Annotated in this window: 17 protein-coding genes; 11 read left to right on the top strand and 6 right to left on the bottom strand. The window is 53.9% G+C overall.

Going from position 1 to position 17,853, the window contains the following annotated elements:
* Positions 1-43: 43 nt before the first annotated feature.
* From V8L70_RS04655 to yidD, 3 genes are read left to right on the top strand one after another with little or no spacing between them, the layout of a single operon-like run.
* Complete coding sequence (locus V8L70_RS04655) at positions 44-484, top strand: transcriptional repressor (RefSeq protein WP_336268991.1); 441 nt, start codon at positions 44-46, stop codon at positions 482-484.
* 28 nt (positions 485-512) lie between these two features.
* Positions 513-989 (top strand): phosphoribosyl-AMP cyclohydrolase, encoded by a 477-nt coding sequence (gene hisI / locus V8L70_RS04650; RefSeq protein ID WP_336268990.1) that lies wholly within the window; start codon positions 513-515, stop codon positions 987-989.
* 17 nt (positions 990-1,006) lie between these two features.
* On the top strand, positions 1,007-1,336 hold the full coding sequence (gene yidD / locus V8L70_RS04645) for a membrane protein insertion efficiency factor YidD (RefSeq protein ID WP_336269044.1): 330 nt from the start codon (positions 1,007-1,009) through the stop codon (positions 1,334-1,336).
* Here yidD and V8L70_RS04640 read toward each other — a convergent pair.
* The gene (locus V8L70_RS04640) at positions 1,333-1,749 is read right to left on the bottom strand and encodes a SufE family protein (RefSeq protein WP_336268989.1); all 417 of its coding nucleotides are present in this window, start codon (positions 1,747-1,749) and stop codon (positions 1,333-1,335) included. The genes yidD and V8L70_RS04640 overlap by 4 nt on opposite strands.
* Positions 1,750-1,799: 50 nt before the next feature.
* Complete coding sequence (locus V8L70_RS04635; protein ID WP_336268988.1) at positions 1,800-2,969, bottom strand: tyrosine-type recombinase/integrase; 1,170 nt, start codon at positions 2,967-2,969, stop codon at positions 1,800-1,802.
* A 200-nt stretch (positions 2,970-3,169) separates the two neighbouring features.
* Between V8L70_RS04635 and V8L70_RS04630 the strand changes: the two genes are divergently transcribed.
* A complete protein-coding gene (locus tag V8L70_RS04630) occupies positions 3,170-4,210 on the top strand; it encodes a DNA-binding protein (RefSeq protein ID WP_101145529.1) in 1,041 nt (346 codons plus the stop codon).
* 75 nt (positions 4,211-4,285) lie between these two features.
* On the opposite strand, the gene V8L70_RS04625 is transcribed toward V8L70_RS04630, so the two are convergent.
* Positions 4,286-5,935: a BCCT family transporter gene (locus V8L70_RS04625; protein ID WP_101145530.1), complete on the bottom strand. Its 1,650-nt coding sequence runs from the start codon at positions 5,933-5,935 to the stop codon at positions 4,286-4,288.
* A gap of 254 nt (positions 5,936-6,189) precedes the next feature.
* The gene (gene nfuA / locus V8L70_RS04620) at positions 6,190-6,813 is read right to left on the bottom strand and encodes a Fe-S biogenesis protein NfuA (protein WP_008957949.1); all 624 of its coding nucleotides are present in this window, start codon (positions 6,811-6,813) and stop codon (positions 6,190-6,192) included.
* A gap of 292 nt (positions 6,814-7,105) precedes the next feature.
* On the opposite strand from nfuA, the gene metH reads away from it, so the two are divergent.
* The 4 genes from metH (at position 7,106) to V8L70_RS04600 (ending at position 14,543) form a co-directional block, all read left to right on the top strand.
* A complete protein-coding gene (gene metH, locus V8L70_RS04615) occupies positions 7,106-10,801 on the top strand; it encodes a methionine synthase (protein WP_101145531.1) in 3,696 nt (1,231 codons plus the stop codon).
* A 54-nt stretch (positions 10,802-10,855) separates the two neighbouring features.
* The gene (locus V8L70_RS04610) at positions 10,856-12,127 is read left to right on the top strand and encodes an MATE family efflux transporter (protein ID WP_101145549.1); all 1,272 of its coding nucleotides are present in this window, start codon (positions 10,856-10,858) and stop codon (positions 12,125-12,127) included.
* Positions 12,128-12,322: 195 nt separating this feature from the next.
* On the top strand, positions 12,323-13,975 hold the full coding sequence (locus V8L70_RS04605; RefSeq protein WP_101145532.1) for a nitrite/sulfite reductase: 1,653 nt from the start codon (positions 12,323-12,325) through the stop codon (positions 13,973-13,975).
* Positions 13,968-14,543, top strand: coding sequence for a DUF934 domain-containing protein (locus V8L70_RS04600; protein WP_101145533.1), 576 nt, complete (start codon positions 13,968-13,970; stop codon positions 14,541-14,543). Before V8L70_RS04605 ends, V8L70_RS04600 begins: the two co-directional genes overlap by 8 nt.
* 47 nt (positions 14,544-14,590) lie before the next feature.
* Here V8L70_RS04600 and smrA read toward each other — a convergent pair whose 3' ends face one another.
* Positions 14,591-15,181: a DNA endonuclease SmrA gene (gene smrA, locus V8L70_RS04595; RefSeq protein ID WP_101145534.1), complete on the bottom strand. Its 591-nt coding sequence runs from the start codon at positions 15,179-15,181 to the stop codon at positions 14,591-14,593.
* A gap of 225 nt (positions 15,182-15,406) precedes the next feature.
* Between smrA and V8L70_RS04590 the strand changes: the two genes are divergently transcribed.
* From V8L70_RS04590 to V8L70_RS04580, 3 genes are read left to right on the top strand one after another with little or no spacing between them, the layout of a single operon-like run.
* Complete coding sequence (locus V8L70_RS04590) at positions 15,407-15,877, top strand: gamma-glutamylcyclotransferase family protein (RefSeq protein WP_101145550.1); 471 nt, start codon at positions 15,407-15,409, stop codon at positions 15,875-15,877.
* Between the two features lie 58 nt (positions 15,878-15,935).
* Entirely contained in the window at positions 15,936-16,559 is a 624-nt protein-coding gene (gene wrbA / locus V8L70_RS04585; RefSeq protein WP_101145535.1) for an NAD(P)H:quinone oxidoreductase, read from the top strand.
* Positions 16,556-16,945, top strand: coding sequence for a DUF2069 domain-containing protein (locus V8L70_RS04580; protein WP_101145536.1), 390 nt, complete (start codon positions 16,556-16,558; stop codon positions 16,943-16,945). Before wrbA ends, V8L70_RS04580 begins: the two co-directional genes overlap by 4 nt.
* A 7-nt stretch (positions 16,946-16,952) precedes the next feature.
* Here V8L70_RS04580 and V8L70_RS04575 read toward each other — a convergent pair whose 3' ends face one another.
* Positions 16,953-17,639, bottom strand: a complete 687-nt coding sequence (locus V8L70_RS04575) for a cytochrome b/b6 domain-containing protein (protein ID WP_336268987.1) — start codon at positions 17,637-17,639, stop codon at positions 16,953-16,955.
* Positions 17,640-17,853 lie beyond the last annotated feature (214 nt).

Here is a 17,853-nt window from a genome sequence, read left to right as displayed (position 1 = left end):
CTATTGACGAGAGCCTAGGCTAACCACGTTCAACGAGTTGTCCATGACCCAAGCGAATACACTACTGCAGCAGGCGGAGTCTCAGTGCCACATCCGCGGCGTTCGTTTCACGCCTATACGCAGGCGCGTGCTAGAGCTGATTGCCGAAAATAATGGTGGGCTGAAGGCGTATGATCTGCTGGATAAGCTGTCTACCGAGCATGCGGCGGCTCGGCCGCCGACGGTTTATCGGGCGCTTGAGTTTCTGATTGACCAGGGCTTGGTGCATCGCATTGAGTCACAAAACTCTTATGTGGCCTGCGCGTGCCCTGAGCATGTGCATGGTTTTCAGTTGCTTATTTGCCGACACTGCGGTTACGTAGAAGAGCTGCATTTAGATGAGATCAGTGATCAACTGGCGGCTCTGGCAAACAGCCAAGGGTTTAACGTTGAGCGCCAAACCATAGAGCTGCAAGGGCTCTGCCAGGATTGTCGAACAAGCTGATGTGTTCAATAGCTAGCGAGTAGAATGTATGTCCCGTTTTGACCAAGTAGCTCCAGACGCCCTTTTTAAGCAGCTTGAACGTGCTACTCCTGATGATAGCCTGCCCGCTATTGCAACCCTGCTAACGGCTGTGCGCTTTAATGTCGATGGTTTAATCCCTGCGATTGCCCAGCAGCACGACTCCAAAGAAGTGCTAATGATGGCGTGGATGAATCGTCAGGCGCTAGAAGAGACGCTAACCACTCAGCGGGTCTGTTACTACTCGCGCTCACGGGGAAAATTGTGGCGCAAAGGGGAGTCATCGGGCCAGCAACAACAGCTTGTGTCCGCTGCCCTTGATTGCGATGGTGACACCCTGCTTCTGCAAGTTGAGCAAACAGGACCCGCTTGCCATACCGGCCGTCGTAGCTGTTTCTATATTGGCGTGGCCGAAGAGCAGGCATCGATTACCAGCACGCCGCTGATCGATCCCGATGAGCTCTACGGCAACAAAGCCTCTTCCTAGCCATGAAGCACCTAGCCATGGGCCGCTGGCTAACATCACTGCGATCAGCCCTGCGCTGGGCATTAACAAGCGTGATGATTGGCTGCATTAAAACCTACCAATATACGCTTAGCCCCCTTTTGGGCCCGCGCTGTCGCTTCTGGCCCAGTTGCTCTTCTTACACTATTGAAGCAATTCAGGTGCACGGGCCGATAAAAGGTGGCTGGATGGCCGTGAAGCGTATCGTCAAGTGCCACCCAGGCAGCGCTGGCGGCATGGATCCAGTACCTGGCGGCCGAAGCGAGCAGCTTTGCCGCGAGGACGAAGATGCATCCTCATCCTGTTGCAGCGACCACCATTCCCGCTAGCGCTGGCGTGCCACCTGATAGATCTTTTCAAGCATCGCATGTAAGCCGTTGCTACGGGTTGGCGAAAGATGCTTATCCAATCCCAAATCAGCTAAAAAGTGCGGTTCGGTAGCACGAATCTCTGCTGGCGAGCGGTCACTATAAATGCGCAGTAATAGGGCAATCAGGCCAGACACAATAGCGGCATCGGACGTCGCCTTAAAAATCAGCTTATCGCCCTCCTCTTCATGCCGCATCCATACATTCGACTGGCAGCCCTGGATTTTAAACTCCTCGACTTTCCAATCGTCGGGGAAGTCAGGCAGCTGTTTGCCCATATCAATAATGTACTGATAACGATCCATCCAGTTATCGAATATCTCGAAATCTTCAATCAGCTCTTGCTGGGCCAGTTCGGCGCCGGAAGTGCTCATGGTATTTCCTTCTAAATGGGTAATGGCTACTGGTATAGCTATTAATGAAGCTATGAATCTGCCCCATTATAACGAGTCAATGGCGAATTGCTTAACCGATGACGCTGCTGCTCGCTATGCCACTCAATGTCTTCGGTATGCAGATAGCGTGATGTGGTATCGAGACGCGCATGACGCGCGCTTTCAGCCAAATGGCGCAGACTAATGCCCGACTGAGCCTGATGGGTAATCGATGTATGCCGTAACCAGTGTGGCGTTGCCTGACGCAGCGCGTTGACATGCTGCGATGCGCCGTCCTCCTCTTCAAGCGCTAGGGCTGCCTGCTGAAACGTTGCCCGAATCAGTCTATAAAGCTGGTTGTGGCCCAAACCGCGTTGCCCATCCAGGGCGCGTAGAGCCGGTGTATTATGCTCAAGCTCGCTAGGCTGGTCAGGCAAGCCTAGCGCCTGGCGCCACTGGCGCAAGCAGGCCAGCATATCGTCGGGCAGCGGAATCCGCGCCACCTTGCTGCCCTTACCTACCACGCTCCACCACCAACGCCCTTCGCTGCGCTGGAAATCGCCCATGCGCGCGTCTGCCATTTCGCTAATTCGCGGAGCGAGTAGATAGGCAAAACCAAAGATAAAGCGTCGACGCGCCTGCTCAAAAAACCTTCGACTACCCTCTTCCACCGCTAACGGCTCATTGAGCCACTGCCAGAACCACGCCCATACATCGCTCTCCAGGTAACGCTCAATGCGCGGCGCCTGATTGTTCAAGCGCCTTGATTTATCACGCATCAGGCGAAACGGGTTATGGCTAACCCACCCGGCTTCTACCAGCCAGGCAAACATGCCCTGCAGAATCACTAAGCTCTGGCGCCGACTGGCGGGCGATAAAGGCCCACGAAACGGCCGCCACGCTGGGTGTGCGCGGGGCTTGGAGGGCCCTACCCACTGATCACTGGGCTGAGGGTCGGCAAGGAACAGCTCAAACCGGCGCAGCGCATCTCTATGGATATCTGCCAGCGTGAGTCCTTGGCTATTCAGCCAGAGTAAAAGCCGCTCGGATTCCCGGCGGTACGCTTTCCAGGTTTGTGGGCTGTCAACGTACTCTTCAAGCCAAGCCATCACCGCCTGAGCATCATTTTGTGCCGTAATTCTGACATTAATCTGCCCGCTTACAGGCCTGTGATCGAGCAGCAGCGGCTCCACTCCGCCCGGTGTTAACGCAGTTGGCATGTATTATTCCCTGAGCAATCGATGTTCTCTATGTGCCAGAGTGTGCCGTTGTAGCGGCATAAATTCAAGATAAGGCGGGTAATCTTGCATTTATTGTCTATTTGATAAATATTATTACGTATTATGTAATACGTAATAATTGCTTTTTAGCCCTTAAATACCGACAATGGCGGCTATAAAATTCCCCGCAAGGATGTCATATGGCCCGCAACGGCATTCAGTACAGCGATGTTCAACACGCCATTGATGAATTACTCGCCCGCGGCGACACACCCAGCGTGCAGCGTATCCGCGATGTACTGGGCACTGGCAGTTTTACAACGATTAGTGATCACTTCCGCCTTTGGCGCAGCGAGCGCGAACAAAATCGTGATGTGCCGCCACCCAAAGGTGTGCCGGAAGTGGTCGTCACCATGGCCAGCGAGCTATGGCGTGAGGCCCAAAATGTGGCCAATCAAACGCTGCTCCACTACCGCGAAGATGCCAATCGACAGGTAGAGGACGCGCAGCGGCTAGCGGAAGAGGCTAAACAGCAGGCGGCAAACGCCGAGCAGCGTGAAAGCGCCCTGGCCGAGCACTTACGCCACATTGAGCAACGAATGGAGGCACTTAATCGGGAACTAGCCGCCAGTCAGACCAGTGAACGCCACTGGCATCAGTTGGCCGAAGCGTCGCAAGGAGAGGCCAAGCAACTCAAGCAAGTTCAGCAACAACTAGAGAGTCAGGCAGAAGCGCAGCGCGAAGCCCATCACCTTGCTCTCAACGAACAGCAAGCGGCCTGGGAACAGCGATTGTTACAAGAAGAGCAGCGTCACGAAGCGGCTGAAGGAAGATTGATGGCGATGCTGGATAGCGCCCAACAGGCGCGGGCGCAAGAAGAAAAGACCTTCCAGAAACGGCTCCAGCAGTCAGACCAGCGGATCGAAGGACTAAGCCAAGAGCTAAAATCAAAGCAGCAGGCATTGCATCAGCTACAGCTGGAAGCCAGCGAGCGGGATCAGCAGCTTAGTGAGGCTCAGCAGCAAAACAGCGTGCTGGAAAAGCAGCACCAAACACTTGCAGAGCAGTTGGAGGAAGCGCAGTCGGCGTTAAAACACCAAGCGCAACGGCATGCCGATCAGGAAACGGCGCTACAGCACGCCTGGCAAGAGAAACTCTGGGCACGAATGGAAGCACTCCAGCAACAGCTAACTGATTTACCCTCCTCGCTGGAAGATAAGGAGCCATCGCCAAAGCGTTAATGTAGCTAGTAACAGTTAGCCAAAAATAAGCCACCTCGCTTGAGGTGGCCGATTAGCGGAATCTATCTCGCTCGTTTAAGGCGTATTCGGCTTAACATTATTACTGCTCAAGCCGTCACTGCTAGCACTAGCATCGCTGCTATCATCCGGTAGCTCCCAAGTACCCTCTTTTGTCCACGGGTCATTTTCGGGAAACTCTTCAATATTGATTTCCGGGTCGTTGTAGTCAGGCTGGAAGCGCAGATCATATTTCGCCGCTCGCACCATAGAGATCATCAGCAGCAGCGCAATAACCAGCAGTGGCACGCCGCTAACAATACTGGCCGTTTGCAGTGTTTGAAGCCCACCTAAGAACAGCAATGACATAGGCAATAATGAGAGCGTAAATGCCCAGAAAAGACGGTGCCAGCGGGCTGGCTCTTGATTAATATTTTTCTCTGCCGCGGAGGAGAGGATATAAGCAATGGAATCGAACGTTGTGGCAGTAAAGATGGAAAGCAGCACAACCACCGCTAACGTCACCAGCCATGAGAGCGGCAGTTCGCCTAACACAGCATAAAACGCTGCGTTCGCCGACTGGTCGTTCATGATCTGGATAACATCCAGCGCACCCGAAAGCTGTAGATAGAGGCCATAGTTGCCCAAAATCACGAAGAACAGCGCGCAGCCAAGTGAGCCAAAAAAGATCGATCCAGCCACCATGGTCTTGATCCGGCGCCCTTTGGAGATCCGTGCGATAAATAGCCCTACGGTAGGGGCAAACACTAGCCACCAAGCCCAGTAGAAAATCGTCCAGTTTTGCGGAAAGCCACTGTCTTCAAAGCCATTTAAATTGCCAAACGGCTCAGTCCAGGTGGCCATCTGAACGAGATTGCTTAACATCAGGCCGAGTGAGTTAAGGCCGGTATCCAGAATAAATACCGTTGGCCCCATCGTCAGTACAAACAGCAGTACCGCCAACCCTATCCACATATTAATATCAGAAAGTATTTCGATACCGCCTTTCAGACCACGCCAGGCGCTGACGGCAAACAGTGCGGTAGTGCCTACAAGTACCCCGATCTGACTCAGAGCATTCGGCGTAAAACCAAATAGCCCGCCCAGGCCTTCATCAATCAGTGGCACTAAAATACCCAGTGACGTTGCGCCGCCGCCAAGCATGCCGAAAATAAATAGGATATCAATTACGTTACCTAGCCAACTACGGGCGAGCTTCTCACCCAGCACTGGGCGGATCGCCTCACTGATGCGCAGCACCTTGTGCTTGCGCACGTGTAGGAAATACGCCATTGGCAGCGCAGGAACCAAATAGATTGACCACGCGATAGGTCCCCAATGGAACATGCCGTAAGTGGCAGCCCAGGCGGTCGCTTCTTCAGAAAATGGCTCAAGATGAAACGGAGGGTTCTGCAAGTAATACATCCACTCGACCATTCCCCAGAAAACCACCGCACCACCGATACCGGCAGCGAACAACATGGCACCCCAAGAAAACAGCGAGAATTCGGGTTCGGCGTCCACATCGCCTAATTTAATTTGGCCGATATCGCTAAACACGATGTAAAACATGAAGCCTAACGATGCTAGCCCCATCGTTTGATACAAGACACCAAAATTCTGAGTCACAAACCCTTGTGCGGCCATTACCCATACTCGCCCCATCTCGGGGAAAAGTATCAATGGAAGCGTCACTGCTAACAAAAGCCCTAATGAGCCGAAAAAAATCGGCTTATGGATATTGGCAAATGTGCTGCGAATGTTAATGTTCCTAACTCCCTATTCTCTTGTCTATCTAGCTAGCCAAATGAGCCCAGCGCCATACTAGTGCCAAGCGTGCGGCTTTATCGCTTGTGTTTATTACACGACTCTTGCGTTGAGCACAGTTGGAATGTTCAACGTAATTTGCCGCAAAGCTATAGGCGCGCACAAAAAAGCCCAGCACGTGGCTGGACTTTTCTGATGTGGTATTACGTTTAGATTTAGCGGTAGTAGGCGTTGGTGGTGTCGGTATGGTCGGTCACATCGCGAATGCCCGCAAGCTCCGGGATGCGCTCCATCAATGTTTTCTCGACGCCATCTTTCAGGGTTAAATCAACCGCTGCGCAGCCCTGGCAACCGCCGCCAAAAGCTAAGACAGCGTATTGTTGTTCAGTCAGCTCAACCAGCTTGATCTCGCCGCCGTGGGCCGCCAGCCCAGGATTGATCTCGCTGTAAAGCACGTAATTGATACGGTCTTCAAGCGGACTATCCGCATTCACCTTAGGCATCTTGGCGTTGGGCGCCTTGATGGTTAGCTGGCCGCCCATGCGGTCGGCATTGAAATCCACCACAGCCTCTTCCATAAAGGCCAGGCTGTTTTTGTCGAGATACACATTGATCTTCTCGAGTTCTAGCAGCACATCCGTCGGCTCTTCTTCACCCGGACGACAGTAAGCCAAGCAGGTCTCTGCATAAGGCGTGCCCGGCTGGGTAATGAAAATGCGTACAGCGATACCTTCAACGTTCTGCTTTTCAAGCAGTTCTGCCAAGTATTCTTGCGCGCTATCGGTAATATCAATACTTTGAGTATCGATATTGGTATCTATTTCGCTAGTCGTGGTCATGAGGGCTGTCTTCCTCCCGTGGTAGTGGCGGCGCCACTTCACATGTCATTTGTCACTATGGTAAGCAAAACGGCGCGCTGACACAATCCCGACTGTTTTAGTAGGCTATTTAAATGCTGTTTCTCAAATGCGTGTAGTGATTGTCTTTGCTTATGCACCGTATAGCGCTCCCTGGGGGCGCCTTTTGCTATGCCTTTTGTTATCATTATGCGCCTTATTACGACAGATACTGCTTTTCCGACGATAACAACATCCCCTTTGACGACTGTGACGCTGGAGAACTCCCCCTGCCATGGCTGATAGTGCTTTGACCGCAACCCTCACCCAACGCCTTGCCGAACGTATCCTAATTCTGGACGGCGGCATGGGCACCATGCTGCAGAATGCCCAGCTGAGCGAGGAGGATTTTCGTGGCGAACGGTTCAGTGATTGGCCCTCGGATCTCAAAGGCAATAACGACCTGCTCGCGCTCACCTGCCCTGATGTCGTCACGCGGATTCACCGTGACTATTTAGAGGCCGGTGCGGACATCATCGAGACCAACACTTTCAATAGCACCCAGTTGTCGCAGTCCGATTACGGTATGGAAGCACTGGTGGTGGAACTCAACCGCGAGTCAGCGCGTCTTGCCCGCGAGGTGTGTGATGCCGTTGCCGCCGAAACCGGCGTGCCCCGCTATGTCGCTGGGGTGTTAGGCCCCACTTCGCGCACCGCGTCGCTATCGCCGGATGTTAATGACCCGGCCAAGCGCAATGTCACCTTTGATGAGCTTCGCGAGAACTACTACGAAGCGGCGGAAGCCCTGATTGCGGGCGGTGCCGATTTGATCATGATCGAAACCATCTTCGATACGCTCAACGCCAAAGCGGCTATTTATGCCCTGGAAGAGCTCTTTGACGATCGCGGCGAACGCTTGCCGGTAATGATCTCAGGCACGATTACCGATGCATCAGGCCGTACCCTATCCGGCCAAACCACCGAGGCTTTCTGGAACTCGGTGCGCCACGCTCAGCCATTATCTGTTGGCTTGAACTGTGCCTTAGGCGCCGAAGAACTTCGTCCTTATTTGGAAGAACTCTCTACAAAGGCCGATACTTTTGTCTCCGCGCACCCCAACGCGGGCCTGCCTAACGAGTTTGGTGAGTACGACCAAACGCCGGAAGAGATGTCCGAGATCGTTAGTGAGTTCGCCTCCAGCGGGCTGGTCAACATTATCGGCGGCTGCTGTGGCTCCACACCTGAACACATTCGCGCGATTGCGGATTCCGTTCGGGATATGGCGCCGCGCTCTATTCCCGAGCGCAGCCGTGCCTGCCGTTTATCCGGTCTTGAGCCGTTCAATATTGAATCTGACGCGCTGTTCGTCAATGTTGGCGAGCGCACCAACGTCACCGGCTCGGCGCGCTTTAAGCGCCTGATCGTAGAGGAGGACTTCACCACCGCGTTAGAAGTCGCTCTTGAGCAGGTAGAAAGCGGCGCCCAGGTCATCGATATCAATATGGACGAAGGCATGCTCGAGTCCAAGGAAGCCATGGAGCGCTTCCTTAACTTGATCGCCGGTGAGCCCGATATTGCCCGCGTGCCCATTATGATCGACTCCTCCAAGTGGGAGATCATCGAAGCGGGCCTGAAGTGCGTTCAAGGCAAGGCGGTGGTGAACTCCATCTCGCTCAAAGAAGGCGAAGATGCCTTCCGCGAACAGGCAACCAAATGCCGACGCTATGGTGCTGCCATTGTGGTGATGGCGTTCGATGAAGAGGGCCAGGCAGACACCTTTGCGCGTAAAACCGAAATTTGTCAGCGCGCCTACCGTCTATTGGTCGATGAAATTGGCTTCCCCGCCGAAGATATCATTTTCGACCCGAACATATTCGCCATCGGCACTGGGATCGAAGAGCACAATAACTACGCAGTCGATTTTATCGAAGCGACCCAGTGGATTCGCGACAACCTGCCCCACGCCATGGTGTCTGGCGGCGTTTCGAACGTCTCGTTCTCGTTTCGTGGCAACAATCCGGTGCGCGAAGCGATTCACTCAGCGTTTCTTTATCATGCCATTCGCGCTGGCCTCACCATGGGTATCGTTAACGCGGGCCAGCTCGCTGTTTATGACGACCTCCCCGCCGAGCTGCGCGATGCCGTTGAGGATGTGGTGCTCAACCGCCGCAGCGACGGCACCGAGCGCCTGCTGGATATTGCCGACAAGTACAAAGGCGACGGCAGCGGCGCTCCCAAAAAAGAAGACCTTGAATGGCGCAGTTGGCCGGTTAACAAGCGTATTCAGCATGCGCTGGTTAAAGGGATTACGGTGTATATCGAAGATGACACCGAAGAGGCCCGTGCCCAGGCTGAGCGCCCTATCGAGGTCATCGAAGGCCCGCTGATGGACGGCATGAACGTGGTCGGCGATTTATTTGGCGACGGCAAAATGTTCCTGCCTCAGGTGGTCAAATCGGCACGAGTCATGAAACAGGCCGTGGCCTACTTGATTCCTTATATTGAGGCTGAGAAAAGCGAAGAGACCAAAGCCAAAGGCAAGATCGTCATGGCCACGGTCAAAGGCGATGTGCACGATATCGGTAAGAACATCGTTGGCGTGGTGCTGCAGTGTAATAACTACGAAGTGATTGATCTGGGGGTCATGGTTGCCGCCGATAAGATCCTGCAGGCGGCCAAAGATCACAACGCGGATATTATTGGTCTTTCCGGACTGATCACTCCATCGCTGGATGAAATGGTTCACGTGGCCAAGGAGATGCAGCGTCGGGGTATGGATTTACCGCTTCTGATTGGTGGTGCCACTACCTCTAAAGCGCATACCGCGGTCAAGATCGAACCGCAGTATGAGCATCCGGTGATTTATGTCACCGACGCTTCCCGTGCCGTTGGGGTAGCGGGCAAATTATTGACGCCAGCTTTAAAAACACCTTACGTCGCCGAGATCCGTGAAGAGTACGAAAAGGTCCGCGTGCGTAACGCCAAGCGCCGCCCTAAAGCAGCAGACCTGGACTACACTCAGGCGCGCAAGCGGCGCTTCCGTACCGATTGGAACGCCCACACCCCAGCTGAGCCCAATATGCTGGGGCTAAAAACGTTTGACGACTACGATCTTGAAGAATTGATTGAGCGCATCGATTGGACGCCCTTCTTCATGAGCTGGCAGCTGGCGGGCAAGTATCCCAAAATCCTCGACGATAAGGTCGTCGGTGAAGCTGCCCGCAACCTGTTTGACGACGCCAAGGTCATGCTACGCAAGCTGGTTGAAGAGAAGCGCGTGCAGGCACGCGGCGTAATCGGCCTGTGGCCCGCCAATAGCGTGGATGATGACGTGATCGAAGTGTATGCCGACGAGTCGCGCAGCGAAGTGATTGAACGCCTCTTTCATATTCGTCAGCAAACGACGAAAGGACGCGACGGTATTTGCTACAGTCTGGCTGATTTCATTGCCCCAAAAGAGAGCGGCAAAGCCGACTGGATTGGTGGTTTTGCGGTTACCACCGGCCATGGCGTCCATGAACTTTCTAAAGCCTATGAGGCGGCAGGCGATGACTACAACGCCATTATGGTGCAGGCGTTGACAGACCGGTTGGCAGAAGCCTTTGCCGAGCGTATGCACGAACGCGTGCGTAAAGAGTTCTGGGGCTACGTGCCCGACGAAACGCTGGACAACGACGCATTGATTGCTGAGAAATATCAGGGTATACGCCCTGCCCCCGGCTATCCTGCCTGCCCGGATCATACAGAAAAAGCGTCGCTATTCAGGCTGTTAGATGCGACTGAAAATACCGGACTGGCGCTAACCGAAAACTTTGCCATGTGGCCAGCCGCAGCGGTTTCCGGCTGGTACTTTGCCCATCCCCAGTCGAAGTACTTTTCGACCGGCAAAATTACCCGCGATCAGGTCGAGGCGATTGCTGCACGTAAGCAGATGCCGCTTGTGGAGATGGAGCGTTGGCTCTCACCGGTGCTCTCCTACGACCCGAGCTGATTAGTGCTGTTGGCAAACCGTCATGGCAAGGTGATCCGCCTTGCCTTCCCGATCATGTTGGGCATGCTGTCGCAAAGCATACTCAACTTGATCGATGCTGCCCTGGTAGGCCATTTGGGTGAAGTGGCGCTTGCTGGTGTGGGGGTGGGCGGTTATGTCATGTTTATGCTGAGTGCGGTGGTGTTTGGCCTCTCTTCAAGTGTCCAATCACAAACCGCTCAACGGGTGGGCGCGACCCAACCAGAGCTCTTCCACCCACTACAGTCGGGCCTGATGATCGGGTTTTCGGTTGCCCTACCGCTTTCACTCTGGGCATGGTGGCAAGCGCCGCTACTGATTGGCTTGATTACTCAGGCCGAGGATGTGCAAAACGTTGCTATCAGCTATTTCCGCTGGCGGGTCGTATCACTGACCGCCATCGCGCTGACGCTCTGTTTTCGTGGCTACTGGAACGGACGCCAACAGACACACCTCTACTTGCTTATCATTGTGGCGGCTCACCTGCTCAATGTGGCGGTCAGTGCGGGGTTGATCTACGGCTTGGCGGGTTTGCCTAGCATGGGCCCGAGTGGCGCAGGCGCAGGTACCACAGTGTCGCTGTTCGTGGGCTTGATAGTGTGGTGCTGGGTAAGTATAAAACGCGCTTCTACTCAGCCATTTTTGACACATTTGCCATGCTTGGCCACCCTGCGTACTACTTTGACGCTTGCCGTACCCCACTCAACGCAGCAGGTTTTGTTTGCAGCGGGCTACGCGGTACTATTTTGGCTATTAAGCCAACTAGGCACGGCCAGTATCGCGGTTGGCCATGTACTGATTAATTTATCGCTGCTGTTGATTTTACCAGGAGTGGGGGTAGGCGTTGCCGCCATGAGCCTAGTCGGCGAAGCGCTCGGCCGAGACGCTCAGCACGAAGCTCACCGCTGGGGGTTGGATGCACTGCGTGTTGCTTGGCTGCTGTTGCTGGCGTTGGCACTTCCCATGCTCATCATGCCCGCGCAGGTATTGAGCCTTTTTTTCAATAGTGACGAACTAGTTGCCTTGGGTACACTGCCGCTACAGTTAACCGGTGTAATGATTGTGCTTGATGCCGCTGCCTTAGTGCTTGCCCAGGCTTTGATGGGCGCAGGGGCTCAGCGCACCGTCATGCTGCTGACGCTGGGAATGCAGTGGCTGTTTTTTCTTCCCCTGGCTTGGTGGATCGGGGTTGGCCTGGGGTATGGCATATTGGGTATCTGGCTGATACAGCTACTTTACCGCTTGATAAACTCGTTAGGATTCTTATGGGTATGGCAGCGTCGCCGCTGGCTGATGCTACCTGTTTAACCCTGTTGTTTAAAAACCGTGCTTCAAACCTGGCTTTTTATGGGGCCGCCTTTGCTTTACCATTCTCTAAATAGCTTTTAGTGATAAAAAGATAATTATATATTCTTTTGTAGAATATGACGCCCGCGTTAAGGTGACGCTACATTAACGTCCGTCTCAACGTGACCATTTCGCTTTTTAGCAGGATCGTGCCACATGTACCGTTATGATATTCACGACCAAACCCTGGTTGATGAGCGCGTTGCTCAGTTCCGCGATCAAATGGATCGCTATCTTGCCGGCCGACTTAGCGACGAAGAATTTCTCCCTCTGCGGGTGCAGAACGGGTTGTATGTTCAGCGCTACGCTCCCATGCTACGGATCGCTATCCCCTACGGCATGCTGGCGTCCTATCAGCTGCGTAAGCTGGGCGATCTAGCGCGTGATTTCGACCGCGGATACGGCCACTTTACGACACGCACCAACCTGCAGCTGAACTGGCCCAAGCTGGAAACCGTGCCGGATATGCTAGCCGAGCTGGCCACCGTTCAAATGCACGCAATCCAGACAAGTGGTAATGACATTCGTAATACCACGACAGACCAGTTTGCCGGTATCGCGGCAGACGAAGAAGTCGACCCACGCCCCTGGTGCGAGCTTATACGTCAGTGGTCGACGTTTCATCCTGAGTTTGCTTACCTGCCCCGGAAATTTAAAATCGCAGTAACCGGTGCCGAGCAGGATCGTGCTGCCATTCAGGTTCACGATGTGGGATTGCGTCTATGGCGTGATGATGCCGGTGAAGTACGCGTGAAAGTCCTGGCGGGCGGCGGCTTGGGCCGTACTCCCATGGTTGGTGAAGTCGTTTGTGAGGACTTGCCCTGGCAGCACTTGCTAACCTACTTGGAGGCACTGGTTCGCGTTTATAACCAGTTTGGCCGCCGGGACAACAAGTTTAAGGCACGGATCAAGATTCTGGTTAAAGCACTCGGCGCAGAAGAATTTAGCCGCCGTGTGGAAGAAGAGTGGGCGCACCTTAAAGATGGCCCGCAAACCTTGACAGATGAAAGCATCGAGCGGGTTGCCGGCTACTTTATCGACCCTGACCGCCGCCCGGTGAGTGATGAAGCCATTGCGCGCATTGATACACTGCGTCAGGAAAACCGCGCTTTTGCTCGTTTTATGACGAACAACGTGCAGGGCCATAAAGTCAAAGGCTACAAAGCGGTTACGCTATCATTGAAGCGCAGTGGTCATTCGCCAGGCGACGTTACCTGGGAGCATATGCACCAGATAGCGGATCTGGCAGACACGTACAGTTTCGGCGAGATTCGCGTAACACATGAGCAAAACCTGGTGCTTGGCGACGTACCCGCCGACCAGCTGGAAGCGCTATGGCACGATTTGGACGCACTGGGTTTGGCAAACCCGACCGTCGGTACACTAGCAGATCTTATCTGCTGCCCTGGCGGTGACTACTGCGCGCTTGCCAACGCTAAGTCGATTCCTGTTGCTCAGTCGATTCAGGAGCGCTTTGAAGACCTGGATTTTCTTTACGACCTGGGGCCTTTGGACCTTAATATTTCAGGCTGCATGAATGCCTGTGGGCATCACCACGTAGGCCATATCGGCATATTGGGCGTCGATAAGAAAGGCGAAGAGTGGTACCAGATTTCCCTTGGCGGTGACCAGGGCAATAATGCTGGCCTGGGCAAGATTCTTGGCCCATCATTCAGCCGCGAAAACGTGCCTGATGTGATTGATAAGCTGTTAAATGTTTACGTAGGTGAGCGTCAAAACGGTGAAACTTTCCTGGATACTTACCGCCGTATTGGCCTGAAGCCTTTCAAGGAGCGCGTTTATGCTTAATCAGCCTTCTTCTGAAGATAACCTGTCTGTTGAGAGCGAGTCGGCCGAACGCTCGCGCCCTTATCTGTTTCGTGGTCAAGAGGCCCAGGACTGCTGGACGCTGGTACTCGATCCTGAGGCAACCGAAGTCGCACTTGACGAACCTGTTATTGTGCCGCTATCAACATGGCTCGAAAGCGCATTCGATAGCAAGATCACAGCGCCCTGGCTGCCGGCAGATACCGAACTGACACCCGAATTAGCTGAACGCCTTTCAGACGCGCCGTTGATTGCAGTCGATTTCCCTAAGTTTACAGATGGTCGTGGGTATAGTGTGGCGCGCCTATTACGCGAACGCTATGCCTACCAGGGTGAAGTGCGTGCTATTGGTGATGTGCTAGTGGATCAGCTGTTCTTTATGACGCGCTGCGGATTCGACGGTCTCTCGCTTAGAAAAGATCAGTGGGTTGCAGATGCCCTACGCAACTTGCATATCTTCAGCCGTGCTTACCAGCCCGCCACTGATCAGCCCGAACCACTATTTCGCTTGCGTCAAAAAGCGCCCGACAAGGCGTTGTCTTACGCTTGATAATCAACCCAGCATTAAGTGCTCCTCAATGAGGAGCACTTTTGTATCTATCCTTTCCTTTTCTGCTGGCGCTCGCGGTTATTAGCTTTAGCGCGAGCGCTTTTACGCAGCATCACCCAGGTAGCGCCTAGTCCCCCTTCTGAAGGCTGTGCCGATACGTACGCCTGCACCTCCTCAAACTGACTGAGCCACTTGGCTAGGTACGAACGCAGCACATTGGCGGGGCTGTCAATTTCACGCCCACGGCCGTGAACGATCAGTACCGAGCGTAAATCGTGCGCGTACGCTTCCTGAATAAATGGAAACAGCAGGCGGCGGCACTCACTCAAGGGGCGGCGTAGCATATGTAGCTGCGACTGCACGCTATAGCCGCCGTGCCTTAATTTATCGACAACACCCTGTTGAATTCCCTCGCGGCGATACTCCATCGGGTCGAACGGAGGAATCAAATCGACAAAATCATCGGATAGAAAGTTGCGCGCCCCCATCTCCTCTTCCGCCCATTCACGGCGAGCCAGCTGCGCCTCAGAAGGCCTTTTGCGATTAGCGCCAGGGTCTGCACGATTGCTTGGTGGTAGTGGCTTAACATCGTCGATTAAATCACGAAAATCCATATCATCACGAAGTGGCTGATTCATTGCAGGCTCCTCCGGCAGGATCAAAAGACCATCTATGTTACAGAGATAGCCTAGCAAATCTGACCACTTTGCTTAAGCAGATAAAATAAGTCGATTACTCAGGATGTGAAGCATAGAGCTCAAAACATGGGGCTTAAATTATAGAGCTTGTTTTCACCACGTTGGCACGCCAAGCTATGCAGCCACTTTTTCATCATCAATCCGAGGCGCTTTGGTTTGGCTAAAATGGTGTGGCTTAAACGCCTTTTTGTTATCGCTGGCGTGGGTTTGCTCAGTCTAGCGGGATGGTTATGGTTAACTATGCTGAGCCCGTGGTTTTACGACCGTCCGGAGGATCTGGCCGACATCGAACAGCGCCCTCATCAGGTCTTCGTTTACGGCACGCTGCGCTACGCGCCCATTCGCTTTGTGGTTATGGGCAGTTTTGGCGACCCTGAAAAGGCCACTCTGGAAGAGTACCAGCGCGATGGGCTGGACCTTTCCCCCCAGCCTGGGAGTGATGTAGAAGGCCTGCTGCTCCATGTGGATGCCGAAGAACTGGCCCGCCTTGACCGCTATGAACGACTGGGTATTCGTTATGAGCGAATGGAAATCACCCTCAGCGATGGCAGACGCGCCTGGGTTTATCTACGTTTACCGACGCTAGAAAATACGTTTGTACCAGACGCGGACTTACCAATAGCTCTGGTACCATAGGCAACCATGTTATGTGCTATTCGCGTGACAGCTTCCATGATCCTAGCCAGGAATAATGATGAGTGAAATGACTCCGTACGTTTTGGTGCTCTACTACTCCCGCTCAGGGGCAACGGCCACCATGGCGCAGCAAATTGCCGCGGGTGTAGAGAGTGTGCCCGGCATTCAGGCACGGCTGCGCACGGTGGCGCCGGTGTCCACTACCTGTGAAGCCGTTGAACCCGAAATTCCTGCTGAAGGGGCTGTTTATGCTGACCTGGATGACCTGCGCAACTGCAGCGCGTTGGCGTTAGGCAGCCCTACCCGGTTTGGCAATATGGCCGCGCCACTTAAATATTTCATCGACTCCACCAGCAGCCTATGGATGAACGGTGCCCTGATTGATAAACCCGCCTGCGCTTTCACCTCGACATCGAGCCTGCACGGTGGCCAAGAAAGCACACTGCTGACCATGCTGGTACCACTCCTACATCATGGCATGGTCTATGCGGGCGTGCCGTACAGTGAAACCACGCTGCTGGAAACCCACACCGGCGGCACACCCTACGGTGCCAGTCACTTGGCCGGTACTCGCAGTGATCGCTCGTTGGATGAGCACGAGCGCGCGCTATGCGTGGCCCAGGGCAAACGGTTAGCGCGGCTCGCCCTTGCCCTGCACGCTATGCGTCAGGAGGCATTATGAGACAGTGGTTAGAAGACGTAGAAGCCCGTCATGGGATTGATAAGCTCACACAGCGAACCCGCCAACTGGTGTTGGCCAGCTTTGCTATTTTATTGGTGCTGGTTATTTACCGAGGCTTTCTAGTACAAGGCGACGAGTTTAACTGGCGCCCGGTGTTAGCCTTTGTCCTGCCCCTGGTACTGTTCCTGCCTTCCATCATTGGCCAGCGAGCCCGTGGTCATGCGTGGCTTGCATTTGTCAGTCTGCTCTATTTTACTCAGGGGATAATGTTGGCAACGTTGCCTGGGCAAAGTATGCGCGGGCTTCTAGAAGCGGCCGTTTCGCTGGCTCTATTTGCGGGGTGCATGGGCTATGCGCGCTTCCGTAGCCGGCAGCTACGTCAATAAATAGCCGTTAAAACCAAAGCCATACGACGACGCCAGCAGCTATTAGCAGAGCACCCAGCGCTCGTAAACGCAGCATGGAGGCAGTTAACGGCTCATTGTGAGCATCGATCGGCTGCTGGTGAAAGCGCTTGGTACCTCCCAGCATCGCCGCTAACAGCGGCTCTCCAAGCAGACGATGCATCACCAGCCCGACCAAGTGCAGCCCAATCAAGATGATCAAGAGATCGCTATTCCACTGATGCAAGGTTCGCAACTGGCTGCTAGCCCCTTCCCCAAACAAGCCATAGAGTGGCGCCTGAAAAAAAATGTCGTCGCTCAAAAACAGACCGCTGACTGCTTGAAAAGTGAGCGAGAGCAGCATGATCATCACCATCCAGCCGCCTAACGGGTTATGGCTGGCATAAGCACTCGGCTGTCGCTGGATGAGTGCCTTTGAATAGGCCATTGTTTTAGCCGGTGGATACAAAAATGTCTTGAATCTCGCATAGACACTACCCAGCATGCCCCATAACCAGCGAAAGACAAGTAACCCAAGTATCAGATAACCTGCTTGAGCGTGTACCTCCATGGGAAAGAGAAAAGGCGCACCGCTGGTCTTGGTGGTATAAAATGAGATCAACACTGCCAGCACCAATCCCCAGTGAAACAGGCGCATCCAACTATCCCATACTTCAATTGCTACCTTGCCACGCATAGCCCTTTCCTCTATCAGCAGTGATGAGCTAACCGGTGGTGAGCCCGTATGGGTGAGACAGCTTCGCATTAATTCTAACTTTCTCATAGAATGCGGGACAGTTAGTCGCAACCAAGTTTGTCTCTACCGGAGAAGTGACCGTCGTGAATAGGTGCGTTAAACATTCATTGATGGCGATCACTTGAGCTTTAAAGGCAGACCAGCGAACATGGAA

The sequence above is a fragment of the Vreelandella arctica genome, assembly GCF_037070215.1.
GTDB lineage: Bacteria > Pseudomonadota > Gammaproteobacteria > Pseudomonadales > Halomonadaceae > Vreelandella > Vreelandella arctica.
This window is presented reverse-complemented; position numbering and strand designations above follow the sequence as displayed.

Bases quoted from the DNA above. Each gene is read 5' to 3' on its own strand.
- V8L70_RS04610 (WP_101145549.1), top strand. From the start codon at position 10,856: ATGTTGGGCATGCTGTCGCAAAGCATACTCAACTTGATCGATGCTGCC.
- nfuA (WP_008957949.1), bottom strand. From the start codon at position 6,813: ATGACCACGACTAGCGAAATAGATACCAATATCGATACTCAAAGTATT.
- smrA (WP_101145534.1), bottom strand. From the start codon at position 15,181: ATGAATCAGCCACTTCGTGATGATATGGATTTTCGTGATTTAATCGAC.
- V8L70_RS04580 (WP_101145536.1), top strand. From the start codon at position 16,556: ATGAGACAGTGGTTAGAAGACGTAGAAGCCCGTCATGGGATTGATAAG.
- V8L70_RS04605 (WP_101145532.1), top strand. From the start codon at position 12,323: ATGTACCGTTATGATATTCACGACCAAACCCTGGTTGATGAGCGCGTT.
- yidD (WP_336269044.1), top strand. From the start codon at position 1,007: ATGGGCCGCTGGCTAACATCACTGCGATCAGCCCTGCGCTGGGCATTA.
- V8L70_RS04590 (WP_101145550.1), top strand. From the start codon at position 15,407: ATGGTGTGGCTTAAACGCCTTTTTGTTATCGCTGGCGTGGGTTTGCTC.
- V8L70_RS04635 (WP_336268988.1), bottom strand. From the start codon at position 2,969: ATGCCAACTGCGTTAACACCGGGCGGAGTGGAGCCGCTGCTGCTCGAT.
- metH (WP_101145531.1), top strand. From the start codon at position 7,106: ATGGCTGATAGTGCTTTGACCGCAACCCTCACCCAACGCCTTGCCGAA.
- wrbA (WP_101145535.1), top strand. From the start codon at position 15,936: ATGAGTGAAATGACTCCGTACGTTTTGGTGCTCTACTACTCCCGCTCA.
- hisI (WP_336268990.1), top strand. From the start codon at position 513: ATGTCCCGTTTTGACCAAGTAGCTCCAGACGCCCTTTTTAAGCAGCTT.
- V8L70_RS04575 (WP_336268987.1), bottom strand. From the start codon at position 17,639: ATGCGTGGCAAGGTAGCAATTGAAGTATGGGATAGTTGGATGCGCCTG.
- V8L70_RS04655 (WP_336268991.1), top strand. From the start codon at position 44: ATGACCCAAGCGAATACACTACTGCAGCAGGCGGAGTCTCAGTGCCAC.
- V8L70_RS04640 (WP_336268989.1), bottom strand. From the start codon at position 1,749: ATGAGCACTTCCGGCGCCGAACTGGCCCAGCAAGAGCTGATTGAAGAT.
- V8L70_RS04630 (WP_101145529.1), top strand. From the start codon at position 3,170: ATGGCCCGCAACGGCATTCAGTACAGCGATGTTCAACACGCCATTGAT.
- V8L70_RS04600 (WP_101145533.1), top strand. From the start codon at position 13,968: ATGCTTAATCAGCCTTCTTCTGAAGATAACCTGTCTGTTGAGAGCGAG.